Annotated in this window: 12 protein-coding genes; 7 read left to right on the top strand and 5 right to left on the bottom strand. The window is 61.6% G+C overall.

Features of this window, described 5'->3' with window-relative positions:
• Positions 1-481: 481 nt before the first annotated feature.
• The 4 genes from F0A16_RS09310 to erpA form a co-directional block, all read right to left on the bottom strand.
• The gene (locus F0A16_RS09310; RefSeq protein WP_149435113.1) at positions 482-1273 is read right to left on the bottom strand and encodes an amino acid ABC transporter ATP-binding protein; all 792 of its coding nucleotides are present in this window, start codon (positions 1271-1273) and stop codon (positions 482-484) included.
• Positions 1270-1938: an amino acid ABC transporter permease gene (locus tag F0A16_RS09305; protein ID WP_110601654.1), complete on the bottom strand. Its 669-nt coding sequence runs from the start codon at positions 1936-1938 to the stop codon at positions 1270-1272. The genes F0A16_RS09310 and F0A16_RS09305 overlap by 4 nt, the downstream gene beginning before the upstream one ends.
• A 136-nt stretch (positions 1939-2074) precedes the next feature.
• Entirely contained in the window at positions 2075-2848 is a 774-nt protein-coding gene (locus tag F0A16_RS09300; protein WP_149435112.1) for a transporter substrate-binding domain-containing protein, read from the bottom strand.
• Positions 2849-3128: 280 nt separating this feature from the next.
• Positions 3129-3482, bottom strand: coding sequence for an iron-sulfur cluster insertion protein ErpA (gene erpA, locus F0A16_RS09295; RefSeq protein WP_149435111.1), 354 nt, complete (start codon positions 3480-3482; stop codon positions 3129-3131).
• Positions 3483-3741: 259 nt separating this feature from the next.
• Here erpA and F0A16_RS09290 point away from each other — a divergent pair, with 259 nt between their 5' ends.
• The 5 genes from F0A16_RS09290 (at position 3742) to F0A16_RS09270 (ending at position 10056) form a co-directional block, all read left to right on the top strand.
• Positions 3742-5496 carry a chloride channel protein gene (locus tag F0A16_RS09290; protein ID WP_420853077.1) on the top strand — a complete coding sequence of 585 codons (1755 nt, stop codon included), beginning with the start codon at positions 3742-3744 and terminating at the stop codon, positions 5494-5496.
• 135 nt (positions 5497-5631) lie between these two features.
• Positions 5632-6456 (top strand): bifunctional hydroxymethylpyrimidine kinase/phosphomethylpyrimidine kinase, encoded by an 825-nt coding sequence (gene thiD, locus F0A16_RS09285; protein WP_420853078.1) that lies wholly within the window; start codon positions 5632-5634, stop codon positions 6454-6456.
• Between the two features lie 2 nt (positions 6457-6458).
• Positions 6459-7151 (top strand): thiamine phosphate synthase, encoded by a 693-nt coding sequence (thiE, locus tag F0A16_RS09280; RefSeq protein ID WP_149435109.1) that lies wholly within the window; start codon positions 6459-6461, stop codon positions 7149-7151.
• A 21-nt stretch (positions 7152-7172) separates the two neighbouring features.
• On the top strand, positions 7173-8462 hold the full coding sequence (gene hemL / locus F0A16_RS09275; protein WP_149435108.1) for a glutamate-1-semialdehyde 2,1-aminomutase: 1290 nt from the start codon (positions 7173-7175) through the stop codon (positions 8460-8462).
• Between the two features lie 31 nt (positions 8463-8493).
• Positions 8494-10056 carry a bifunctional aminoglycoside phosphotransferase/ATP-binding protein gene (locus tag F0A16_RS09270; RefSeq protein ID WP_149435107.1) on the top strand — a complete coding sequence of 521 codons (1563 nt, stop codon included), beginning with the start codon at positions 8494-8496 and terminating at the stop codon, positions 10054-10056.
• Positions 10057-10122: 66 nt separating this feature from the next.
• On the opposite strand, the gene F0A16_RS09265 is transcribed toward F0A16_RS09270, so the two are convergent.
• Positions 10123-10800, bottom strand: coding sequence for a LuxR C-terminal-related transcriptional regulator (locus F0A16_RS09265; RefSeq protein WP_149435106.1), 678 nt, complete (start codon positions 10798-10800; stop codon positions 10123-10125).
• A 434-nt stretch (positions 10801-11234) separates the two neighbouring features.
• On the opposite strand from F0A16_RS09265, the gene rdgB reads away from it, so the two are divergent.
• The gene (gene rdgB, locus F0A16_RS09260) at positions 11235-11867 is read left to right on the top strand and encodes an RdgB/HAM1 family non-canonical purine NTP pyrophosphatase (RefSeq protein ID WP_149435105.1); all 633 of its coding nucleotides are present in this window, start codon (positions 11235-11237) and stop codon (positions 11865-11867) included.
• Positions 11864-13036 (top strand): radical SAM family heme chaperone HemW, encoded by a 1173-nt coding sequence (hemW, locus tag F0A16_RS09255; protein ID WP_149435104.1) that lies wholly within the window; start codon positions 11864-11866, stop codon positions 13034-13036. The genes rdgB and hemW overlap by 4 nt, the downstream gene beginning before the upstream one ends.
• The last annotated feature ends 20 nt before the right edge of the window (positions 13037-13056 follow it).

Genomic DNA, 13056 nt, shown 5'->3' with positions numbered 1-13056 from the left:
TGAAAAGCTTTGGGGAGGCTGCTGACAACGGCGTTGGTTCCTGTGGACAGAAGATCACTTTGTGCACATCGCTGTTCGAGCACCGGTTGTCCACCGTCGTATACGCCAACTGTTACCGCGGTGGTCAACAAACCGCGAATTCTCCACCAGTGCCGGACGAATCAGGGTTACAGCCGGATAGGCAAAAAAACTATCCACAGGCGAAAAAAGTGTCTGGGGTAATCGTGAATGACGAAATCGACCCTGTCCGACCTGGTTTTCCGACCTCGAGGCGAGCCGATGGCTCGGCTGCTTTTCGCTCGAGCGAAGACAGGAAGCACCAAGGTTCGATGAAGCAGACAGGCAATGACGGGAATGGAGAAGCGTGGTTCAGGGGAGAGCCGAGAGTACTGTCAGGGAACGAAGTGTCCGTCGAGGCAGGCGGACACCGGGAATGGCACCGGTGCCCGCGTTTTTTGGAACGCTTTAACCCACGTTCGAATTAGTGCTTGAGCACCCGGGAGAGGAACGCCTGGGTACGCTCGTGGCGGGGGTGATCGAATAGCTGGTCGGGTGGGCCCTGTTCGACGATCTGGCCGCCGTGGACGAAGACCACGCGATCGGCCACCTCGCGGGCAAAGCCCATCTCGTGAGTGACGATCATCATGGTCATGCCGTCGTTGACCAGTTCCCGCATGGCATCCAGGACTTCGCCGATCATCTCCGGATCCAGCGCGGAGGTAGGCTCGTCGAACAGCATCAGGCGCGGTTCCATGGCCAGCGCCCGGGCCAGCGCCACGCGCTGCTGCTGCCCACCGGAGAGCTGGGTCGGATGCTTGTCGGCCTGATCCGAGATGCCGACCCGCTCCAGCAGCCTGTCGGCGGTGGCATCGGCCTGCCGCCGGGTCATGCCGCGGACCTTGCGGGGCGCCAGGGTGACGTTGTCGCGGATCGACAGATGCGGGAACAGATTGAACTGCTGGAACACCATGCCGACCTCGGTCCGCACCGCCTGCAGCGATTTGCCGCTGGCCCCATTGGGCAGCAGGGTCTTGCCGTCGACCTCGATGCGACCGGACTGGAATGGCTCGAGGCCATTGACGCAGCGGATCAGTGTCGACTTTCCTGAGCCACTGGCGCCGATAATCACCACGACCTCGCCCTGGGCCACGCTGAGATCGATGTCCTGCATGACGTGCAGGCGACCGAAGTGCTTGTTGACCCCGGCGAGTCGCACGATCGGCGAGGTCCCGGACGCTTGGGTGGCCTCTTGTCGGTTTACGCTATCGTTCATCCCACCAACCCCTTGCGTTCGAGCAGACTCAGAGCCAGCGACAGGCTCAGGGTGATCGCCAGGTAGAGCAGGGCGATCATGAAATAGACCTCCAGCGCGGTGAAGGTGTTGGCGATATAGACCTGGCCCTGGCGGACCAGCTCGCCGACGCCGATGACCGAGAACAGCGAGGTGTCCTTGATGCTGACGATACCCTGGTTACCGAGTGCGGGAATCATCCGGCGCAACGCCTGTGGCCAGATCACGTAGCGGAAGGTCTGGGGCGGAGAGAGTCCCAGCGACAACCCGGCCTCGCGCTGGCCCCGCTCGATCGATTGCACGCCGCCACGCACGATCTCGGAGATATAGGCGCCGGCATTGAGGGCGATAGCCGCGATCCCGGCGGTTAGCGCGTCGATGGGACCGCCGAGCAGTGTCGGCAGGCCATAAAAGATGAACAGTACCTGGACCAGCACCGGGGTACCGCGAAACACCTCCACGTAGACCACGGCGGGCCAGCGTATCCAGCGGGAAGGGCCGATTCGCATCAATCCGAAGACGATGCCGATGACGAAGCCGATGGCGAGGCCGGCGAAGGAGATGAGCAGGGTGTAGGGCAAACCCTTGAGCAGAAACGGCAGCGAATCGATGGCCGCCTGCCAGTCGAACTGGAAGTTGAATTCCACGGGGATCTCCGTAGGCAACGAAGAGATCTCTCATCGCATCACGACGAGATATCTCAGGCCGCTGAGGTAGTGGCGTTTTCCACAAAAAATCGGGGGCCGGCGCGCCATGGCGCGGCCCCCGGTCAGGCGGGGCCGATCACTCGGATTCCGGCGCCTCGCCGAACCATTTCTTGTGGATCTCGTCGTAGGTGCCATCCTCGTGCATGGCCTCGAGAGCCTGGTTGGTCGGTTCGACCCAGTCGCTCCCCTTGGCGAAGGCGATGCCGTACTGCTGGCCTTCATACAGCGGGCCGACGGTCTTGACCTTGCCCTGGCCCTTGGTCTGGGCGAAATAGCCCACATTGGGCGCGTCATAGAAGACCGCATCGGCGCTGCCGCCCATCAGGGCCATGTACATGTCCGAGCTGCCCGGATAGGGGGTGATTTCGGCGTTATCGCCCAACTTCTCCTGCAGGTAATCGTAGCTGGTGGAGCCGATCTTGGTAGCGATTCGCTTGCCTTCCAGATCATCCAGTGAGTCGACGTCGCTGCCATCGGCAACCAGAATGCGCAAGCCGGAGTCGTAGTAGGGATCGCTGAAATCGACGATCTGCTGGCGCTCGTCGGTGATGGTGATGCCGGCAATGGCCAGATCCACGTTGCCGGTCTGAACGGCTGGGATGATACCGTTGAAATCCATGGTATTGAGATCGATGTCAAAGCCTGCGCGATCGGCAACTTCGTGAAGGATGTCCATGTCGAAACCGACCATCTCGCCGCTTTCCTGGTCCATCATCTCGAACGGCACGAAGCTAGGATCGGTGACGGCCTTGAGCGTGGCGTCCTGGGCCGAGGCCTGCCCGGAGATGCTCAGGGAGAGTGCGACGGCGGGGATGGCGAGCCAGTGGCCCGGGGTCATGTTGTTTTTCATAAGTTCCTCAAGTCATTGTTTGATCGGGACAATCAACGACTACCTTGAGGAAAGTTGTTACTGAACGTCAAGTCGACCTAGGTTTTGTTCGAAAATGCCTATGCTCGACCATACTGGGTTAAAATTCGACTGGAGCGCCAGCTCGGTCAAAATGCTCATTTACACTTCGTAAACTTCGCTATTTACTCAATTTTTGCCTTGTCTGCTCGTCGCTCGGCCAATTTTCGATTCAAGACCTGACTCGCCGCCCGGCCTCCTAGACCTAGACCTAGACCTAGACCTAGACCGAGAACGAGGCACCGCAGCCGCAGGTTGACTGGGCGTTGGGGTTCTTGATGATGAAACGGGCCCCGGCGAGGCCTTCCTCGAAATCCACCGTCGAGCCAACCAGATACTGGTAGGAGAGTGGATCCACCACCAGACTGACGTCGCCGTTGTCGATCACGGTGTCGTCCTCGGCGGTCTTGTCGCCGAGATCGAATCCATATTGAAACCCCGAGCAGCCACCGCCCGTGACATAGACCCGTAGCTTCAGCTCGGGATTGTTCTCCTCGGCGACCAGTGCCCTGACCCGCCTGGCGGCGGCATCGGTGAAGAACATCGGGGTTGGAGCGAAAGACTCCACTGTACTCATCGTCACGCTCCCGTTCGTGCCGGCCTTGACCGGACTGTCGAATGACGTAGGGCGGCAAAGCCGCCATCAGATCTCCATTATCGTTAATACCAAGTAAAAGGGTCAACTTTAGTGTCGGGGACATCTACCTCCGGGATGCGAGGATCGGTGTATGATGTCACTCCCGTAACCGCTCGCACGGTGTGGCCGCCCACCTGAACAGGTATCGCGCACGAAAGACGAGCGATCGAGATCGGGCAAGGAGGAGAGTTTGTCACGCGTGCCGCGGTTCGTTCCACGACGTCCCAGCCTCGAACGTTTTCGACGTCAGTTGGCTAGCGTCGACGCCATGCCTCAACTCTGTCTTCTGGGGATATTCGCCGGCATTCTGACGGGCTCCGTGATGGTCGCCTTCCGGCTGCTGCTGGAGTTTGGCGCGCTGTTCTTCATTCCCGGCGACGATCCGGAAGCCTTCGAGACCCTGTCACCGGCTTTCCGTGCGGCCTTGCCGTTGATTGCCGTCACCCTGATCGGGCTCTGGCTGTGGCCGCAGCCCAACCGCGCCCTGAAGATGGGGATCGGCCACGTCATCGAGCGTCTCGCCTATCATCAGGGCAAGATGCCGCTGCGCAACTGGATCAATCAATGGTGGGTGGGGGTGATATCGGTTATCGGCGGGTTGTCGGCCGGACGAGAGGGACCGGCGATCCATCTCGGCTCCGCCGCCTCGAGCTGGATCGGTTCGCGCCTGCGTCTGCCGCACAACAGCCTGCGCGTGCTGGTGGCCTGCGGGACCGCAGCGGGCATTTCCGCGTCGTTCAACACGCCGATCGCCGGTGTCATCTTCGCCATGGAAGTGGTGATGATGGAGTACACCATTGCCGGTTTCATGCCGGTGATACTCGCTGCCACCATGGGTGCGCTGGTCTCGTGGGCGGTCTACGGGTCGGAGCCGGCATTCAGCGTGCCGCCGCTGCAGCTCAATTCGTTGCTGGATCTGCCCTGGATCGTGCTGACCGCGCTGGTCGTCGGCGTGCTGGCCGGTGGTTTCGTGCGTCTGGCCCAGGGGCATCCGTCGCTCGCTCGCGTACCGTTCGCCCTGCGTCTGGCGATCATCGGTCTGCTCACCGGTGCCGTGGCGTGGTGGTACCCGCAGGTGCAGGGGATCGGCTACGACAGTCTCGAGCGGATGCTCAACGGGCCGATGGCGCTGGACGTGCTGCTGGTGCTGGCGGTGATCAAGCTGGCCTTGACCGGCGTCTGCATGGCGGGCGGGGTGCCGGTGGGCGTGATCGGGCCGATGCTGGTCTCCGGTGCCGCCGTGGGTGCGGTAATGGGTATGGTCGGTGGCGCGCTGCTGCCGAGCGTGGTTACCACCCCGGCCCTCTACGCGGTACTCGGCATGGCGGCGATGATGGCGGCGGCGCTGCAGGCACCGTTGGCGGCGCTGTTGGCACTGCTGGAACTGACCCGGAACTCGGCGATCATGTTGCCGGGCATGCTGGCAGTGGTGGTCGCCGTTCTCACCGCACGCCAGCTCTGCCGCTGTCAGGGATTCTTCCTTTCCAGCCTGACCCGGCAAGGGCTCCATCCGTTGCAGCAGCCTTTGATGCAGGCACTGTCGCGGGTCGCCGTGCCGGCGGTGATGGAGCGCAATCTGGTTCGCACGCCACGCGTCATCGATCATGACCGGGCCAAGGCGCTGCTTGATTCCAAGCCGACCTGGCTGGTGATCATCCAGGAGGGCAAGGACAAGCCCCCACTGGCGATGAAGGCTGCCCATCTGGCGCGAGTGCTGCACAATGAAGCGTGGCTCGCGGAGCATGAGCGGATCGATCTCGAGGAGGTGCCGGGGCAGCGTCTAGACCTGGCGCCGGTGCATCTGGAGGCGACGCTCTCCGAGGCCTACGATACGCTCAACGAATCCGGCGTCGACGCGCTCTATGTCGAGCACACCACGGCGCCGATGATTCGCAGGATTTCCGGTATCATCACTCGCGAGGCGATCGAGAACTATTATCGACGTAAACGTTGATAGGATGAATGCGTCCGGTGTCGAAGTTCAGGACACACCGAAGCGATCGATGAGGAGAGCTCCCATGCGAGAGACGATTGACCATCTCGCCACACGATCCCTGGCGGTGACGAGCGTCCCGGGGGGGACGTCATGATTCGCTACGAAGATAAGCCCGTGGTGATGGTTCTGGCGGGACACGATCCTAGCGGCGGTGCGGGGCTGGTCGCGGACGCCGAGGCCGTGCGCGGTTGTGGTGGCTGGCCGGTGACCGTGCCCACTGCCATGACCGTCCAGTCGACTCGCGACGTGATCAGCGTCGAGTCGTGCAGCGGCGATTTCATCCGTCGCGCGGCCCGCGTCCTGTTCGACGATTTTCGTATCGCGGCGATCAAGGTGGGGCTGATCCCCGACCTCGATGTGCTGGAGGCGGTGATCGACGTCGCCCGAATGAGCCCCGGCACGCCGCTGATCGTCGATCCGGTCATCCGCAGCGGTCGCGGTTCCGAATTATCCACACCCGGTCTGATCGCGCCGATTCGCCAGCGGCTGCTTCCCCTTGTGGATATCCTGACGCCCAACCGGCGCGAACTGGCGCTGCTTTCCACCATCGACGACGCCGACGAAGTGGCTCGGGTGGTCGAGGTGATGTCGCTGGGCTGCGCCGCGGTGCTGGTGACCGGTACCGATCCGCTGGACGCGGAATCGGCACAGGCTCATGTGGTTCACACCCTGCACACGCCGGAACTCAACCGGCAGTGGCAGTGGCCACGTCTGCCGGCCGACTATCACGGGTCCGGATGCACGCTGGCGTCGGCATTGGCGACCCGGCTGGCCGCCGGTGAGGGACTCGCGGCGGCCTGCGCGCAAGCGCAGCGATTCACCTGGGATACGCTGGACAACGGCCTGGCGCTGGGCCAGGGCCAGTATCTACCGGACCGGGTCTGGCGCGCGCCGGACTTCGATGCCACGCTGGAGTGATGATGTCGACACGCCCGCCTGCATCGACCCTGAATGGACTCTATGCGATTACCGACAGCCGGCTGTTGCCGGACGATCGTCGCCTGCTGGTCGCCTGCGAATCGGCACTGGAAGCGGGTATCGCGCTGTTGCAGTATCGCGACAAGTCCGCGGATGAGGACCGCCGCTGGCGTCAGAGCGATGCGCTGGCTGCGCTCTGCGAGCGCCACGCGGTACCGCTGATCGTCAACGACGACCTGGAACTGGCGCTGCGACTGCAGCAGCGCTGGGGGGAGGTCGTCGGGCTGCATGTTGGTCAGGAGGATGTCTCGCTGTCGACCGCCAGACGACGCCTGGGCGACCGGGCTATCATCGGTGCCACCTGCCATGATTCACCGATCCTGGCGCGCCAGGCGGCCGAGGCTGGCGCCAGCTATCTGGCGTTCGGGCGCTTCTTTGCCTCGCGCACCAAGCCGGAAGCCGCGCCGGCATCGCTATCGATACTCGAGGAGGTGGCACATCTGGGTTTGCCACGGGTCGCCATTGGCGGCATCGATGCCCGCACCGCCATCGAGGCACGGCGGGCGGGCGCCGAGATGCTGGCTGTGGTTCATGCCATTTTCGGCATGCCGGATGTCGCCCGAGCGATGCGCGAGCTCAATGCCGGCCTTACCGGGACGTCATCGACGGAATCCGACATCGATCGATGTCAGTAGAAATTTGCTGGAGAGAACACCATGACCACATCCGCCGAACTCTATGAACGCGCCTGCCGGCATATCCCGGGCGGCGTCAACTCTCCGGTACGGGCCTTCAAGGGCATGTCCCAACCGCCGGTCTTCATCGAGCGTGCTGAGGGTGCCTACCTGTTCGACGTCGAGGGCAAGCGCTACATCGATTACGTCGGATCCTGGGGGCCGATGATCACCGGCCACGCCGACCCGGACGTGCTCGGTGCGGTGCGCGAACGGCTCGACAGCGGTCTCTCGTTCGGAACGCCGACGGCGATCGAGACCACCATGGCCGACCTGATCTGCGAGATCATTCCTTCCATCGACATGGTGCGAATGGTCAATTCCGGTACCGAGGCAACAATGTCGGCGATCCGGCTGGCGCGGGGGTATACCGGACGGGACAAGATCGTCAAATTCGAGGGCAACTACCACGGTCACTCGGACTCGCTGCTGGTGAAAGCCGGCTCCGGTGCATTGACCCATGGCGAGCCCAGTTCGCCCGGCGTGCCGGCGTCATTGGCCGAGCACACCATAACGCTCTCTTACAATGACATCGAAGCCGTACACGAATGTTTCGAGGCCATGGGTGAACAGATCGCCTGCATCATCGTCGAGCCGGTGGCCGGCAACATGAACTGCATACCGCCGCAGCCCGGCTTCCTGGAAGCGTTGCGTGAAGTGTGCGACAGCCACGGCAGCGTGCTGATCTTCGACGAGGTCATGACCGGTTTCCGCGTGGCCTTGGGCGGGGCGCAGGCGCATTACGGCGTCATCCCGGACCTGACCTGCCTGGGCAAGATCGTCGGCGGCGGCATGCCGGTGGGCGCCTTCGGCGGCAAGCGCGACATCATGGAGCAGATCTCGCCGCTGGGGCCCGTTTATCAGGCCGGCACGCTATCGGGGAATCCGCTGGCGATGGCGGCCGGCATCACGTTGCTCGAGAAGGTGTGCCAGCCCGGTTTTCACGAGGCTCTCTCCACCCGGGTCGAAACGCTCTGCGACGGACTCGAGACACGTGCTCACGAGGCTGGTATCGCACTGATGACGCAGCGCGCCGGGGGCATGTTCGGCCTGTTCTTCACGGCACAACAACGGGTCGATAACTTCGGGCAGACCATGGCGTGCGATGCACAGGCGTTTCGCGATTTCTTCTCGCACATGCTCGAGTCCGGCGTCTACCTGGCGCCATCGGCATTCGAGGCCGGATTCATGTCGAGCGCGCATACCCATGACCATATTCAGACGACCTTGATGGCCAGCGAGCGTGCCTTCGCCGCCATGCGTCAACAATGAGTCGCGAACGCCACTGACAGGGAGACGACGCATGAGCCGAACGCTGATACAGGCGCTCAAGGAGAGTGATTGTTTCGATCACCCGATTGGCGCTGTCGAAGTGTTCGAAACCCCCATCTCCTGGGTGGTATCGACCGGTGATTACGCTTACAAGATCAAGAAGTCGCTGGATTATGGCAGCTTTCTCGATTTTTCGACGCTGGAGAAGCGGCGTCGTCTCTGCGAACAGGAGGTCGCGCTGAATCGTCGCGTGGCACCGTCGCTCTACATCGGCTGCGTGGCCATCTCGGGAACCGAGGAGGCGCCTAGAGTCAACGACGACAGTTCACCGATCGAATACGCGGTCAAGATGCGCCAGTTCAGCAGCCGCCATCTGTTGAGTTCGCTGCAGGCCAGTGGAGAACTCTCGGCGGAGTTGATCGACGACCTCATCGACCAGTTGGTGGCGCTTCACGAATCCGCTTCCAGCGCCTCGGGGGACAATCCCCTGGGATCGCCGCAGAGCATTCACGAGATGCTGGTCGGCGAATTCGATGTGATCGAGCCGCTACTGGAATCGCCCCAGGATCTCGAGCAGCTATCCAGCGTGAAGACGTTGACGCTCGAGAGCTTCGCGCGTCTGGAACCCATCCTGGAATCACGCTGGAGAGAAGGCTTCATCCGCGAGAGCCATGGCGACATCCATCTCGGCAATGCGGTGCGGTTCGAGGGCAAGGCGATCCTGTTCAACGGCATCGAGTTCAATGATCGTCTGCGTTGGTGCGACGTGGCCTGCGAACTCGCCTTCCTGATCATGGATCTGGAGGCCCGTGGCGAGCGGGAATTCGCCCACTATGCCCTCAATCGGTACCTCGAGTTGTCCGGGGACTATCAAGCGGTACGATTGCTCAATTTCTACAAGCGCTATCGAGCCTTGTTGCGGGCACGGATCGAACTGGTACGGGATCACGATGCCGGAGTGATGGATGACCTGCCCGGCGGCGAGCCGATCGACGTCTTCCGCCGCTATCTGACGATGGCCGAGGAGTACAGCGAATTCCGCTTTCCTTACCTGATCCTGGCGGTTGGCGTCTCCGGCAGTGGAAAGAGCCGGTTCACCGAGGAGATAGTGGGGCGGCTGGGCGGCGTGCGGATACGGTCCGATGTCGAACGCAAGCGGCTATTCGATTTCACCGCGGCTCCCGACGACGCGGAAGCCGTCTACAGCGAGAAAGCGACCGACCAGACCTATCGACGCCTGGCCGAGCTGACGGGCACCGTACTCGAAGCGGGTTTGCCGGCGTGTATCGATGCCACCTGCCTGCTGCTGGAACAGCGCAAGCGGCTACGTTTCGAGGCCGAGAAGCGGGGGCTTCCCGTGCTGATCGTCAGTTTCGAAGCGGATCGGGCGACGTTACGGGCTCGTATCGTCAAGCGAGCCAGGCGAAGCGGAGAACCCTCGGAGAGAAGCCTGTCGATTCTGGAGCGGCAACTGGAGCGTTTCGAGCCGTTCGCCAGTGACGAGACGACCCATCTGGTGCATCTCGACACCACCGCGCCGGATGCCAATCTGACGCTCGCTTCTCTGATTCAGGAGAGGATGCGACTAAGCTGAGGGGTGCCGCCGGGAAGCCATGTCCCATTGGCTTCCCGGTGAATGGAAAGGGGCCGCTCGATGGATTCAGCGACGCCCGTTGGCATAGCGCGAGGCCATGACCGGGATCGTTCCCAGGTTCTGCCGTGCCCAGTTGGTCGCCTGGATGCGGTTGTGGACGTTGATCTTGCGGAACAGGTTGTAGAGGTGCGACTTCACCGTGTGTTCGCTCACGAATAGCTTCTCCGCGATCTCCGTATTGCTCGCACCGGATACCAGCAGCGTGACGATCTCCAGTTCTCTCCGTGTCAGACCGCATACGGGCCGATAGGTATTGACCTGTTGGCGACGATAGAAGTCGATCAACATCGCCGAGAGCGGCCGGGAAATCCAGAGCTCCCCGCCAAGGAGCTTGATGATCCCCTTGCAGATGAGTTCGAGGCTATCCTGCCGATAGAACACGCCGCGAAGGTGTATGCCGATCAGCAGTTCCATGACCTGCTTGTTATCGCGGACGTTGAAAGCCGACAGGATGATGGCATCGTTCTCCTCGGCTCTGGTGTTCCAGGTCAGTAGGTCTTTTTCCTGAACGTGATCTCCATCCAGTAGCACGAGTACCCTACTGCCTTCGGGTACCGGGAAACGGTCCTGCGGGCTGAGTGCCGAGACCCGGCAACCCGTTTTCTGGTGTATGTAATCCAGAAATAGTACGGATTGAGAGTTACAATCCGTAACAAGAACGATGTCGGTGTGTTCAGTGTTCATGGTCTGATCCCTTCGAAGGATTTTAATTAGTGTTTTACGCTTTTTCGTTTTGATCCCTAGCTGAGCAACCTGCTGCCGGTCCGTGATTGTTGGAGCTCAATAGTGTTAATAAAACCCATGCGTTGTAAATATAGGGTCTTGAGGTTTTCAAAAAGTGACATGGTGGAGACAATTAAGTGATTCTTAATTTCTCTAATTAATCTATTGAAATCAGTTGTTTATTTAATATATCCCCTTGGTTTTTTAGAAAACAATGTTTCCTTTTCTAGAAAAAACACGCTCATGCTTGCGAGGACTCGAAAGTCTCGGCAGGAAAATTTCTGAGGTTTCTCATCCCCGATATGGTGAGTGAGTGATGGCACCCCAGCTCAGGGTCTCCTATGCCTCGAATGCCACGCCCCGTAGAATGAACGTTTTTGTCAGGAATCTCGTCCATGAACTCGTCCATAGAGAATCTGGTCGTCGCCAGTGGCAACCCCGGAAAGCTGGCGGAATTTCAGCAGCTCCTCGGTCCCTTGGGGCTGCAGGTCCAGCCGCAGTCGGATTTCGACGTCAACGAGGTCGAGGAGACCGGGTTGACGTTCGTCGAAAATGCCATCCTCAAGGCGCGCGCCGCCGCGCGTGCCAGTGGTCTGCCGGCACTGGCCGACGACTCCGGTCTGGCGGTCGATGCCCTCGCCGGCGCGCCAGGCATCTACTCGGCCCGCTACGCCGGGGACGCCAAAAGTGGCGAGTCCCGGGACAGCGCCAACAACGCCAAGCTGCTGGAGGCGCTCAAGGAAATCCCCGAGGGGGAAAGGACGGCGCGCTACTGGTGCGTGCTGGTCTATCTGCGCCACGCGGACGACCCAGTTCCAGTGATCGTCCAGTGCGACTGGAGAGGCGACATTCTGGCTTACCCGCGGGGGGAAGGGGGGTTCGGCTACGACCCGCTGTTCTGGGTGCCCGAGTGCGGCATGAGCGTTGCCGAACTCAGCGCCGAGGAGAAGAACCGGTTAAGCCACCGGGGACGCGCGCTACAGGCGCTGATAGCGCAGCTCAAGGCATCGGAAAAGTACCGGGAATGATGGATTTACCACCGCTGGCGCTCTATATCCACGTGCCTTGGTGCGTGCGCAAATGCCCCTACTGCGACTTCAACTCGCACGGCGTGGGGCGCGATACCGAACTACCGGAAACCCGCTACATCGACGCGCTGCTGGCGGATCTCGATCAGGATCATCATGCGGTCCAGGGTCGCGAGATCGTCAGTATCTTCATCGGTGGCGGGACGCCGAGTCTACTCTCCGCCTCGGCCTATCAGCGGCTGCTCGACGGTCTGCGCCAGCGTCTCATCTTTGCTCGGGATATCGAGATTACGCTGGAGGCCAATCCGGGGACGGTGGAGCAAACGCGCTTCGAGGGGTATCGGCGATCGGGGATCAATCGCCTCTCCATCGGTGTACAGAGTTTTGCCGCTGGTCAACTCGAGGCTCTGGGACGTATCCACAGCGGCGGGGAAGCAAAGCGCGCGGTGCGCAGCGCCCGGGAGGCCGGCTTCGACAACGTCAATCTCGATCTGATGCACGGGCTGCCCGGACAGACGCTGGCGGCCGCGCTGGGAGATATCGAGCAGGCGTTGGCGTTGGAGCCGACGCACCTGTCGTGGTATCAACTGACGCTGGAGCCCAACACCGAGTTTTTCTCCCACCCGCCGCCGCTGCCCGACGAGGAGCGGCTCTGGGATATTCAGGATGCGGGGCATGATCTGCTCGAGTCGGCCGACTTCTCGCGCTACGAGATTTCTGCCTACGCCCGGCCCGGGCGGCAGGCGCATCACAATCTCAACTACTGGCGCTTCGGCGACTATCTGGGTATCGGCGCCGGAGCCCACGGCAAACTGTCCTCGATCGACCCGGCGGGGCGGTGGCGCATCGAGCGTCGCTGGAAGACTCGGCAACCGGAAGCCTATCTGCGTCGGATGAACGATCCGCGGGGATTCGTGGCTGGGGGACAGACAGTGGAGAGACGGGCGCTGCCCCTGGAGTTCCTGATGAACGCCTTGCGCCTGACTGACGGCGTCGATGTCGAGGATTGGGAAAACCATACCGGGCAACCGCTGTCTGAGCTAACGCCTCGCCTGGAAGCGGCGCGACGGCAAGGTCTGCTGACGACTTCGCCGTCACGTCTGCAAGCGACCCCGCAAGGCCTGTTATTCTTGAACGATCTGCTCGCGTTGTTCGATGAGGAGGCGTAGTTCTCTCCGATGGCGAAAGC

The organism is Salinicola corii, assembly GCF_008298015.1.
GTDB lineage: Bacteria > Pseudomonadota > Gammaproteobacteria > Pseudomonadales > Halomonadaceae > Salinicola > Salinicola corii.
The sequence above is the reverse complement of the archived record's forward strand: the minus strand, read 5'-3'. Positions and strand labels throughout refer to the sequence as shown.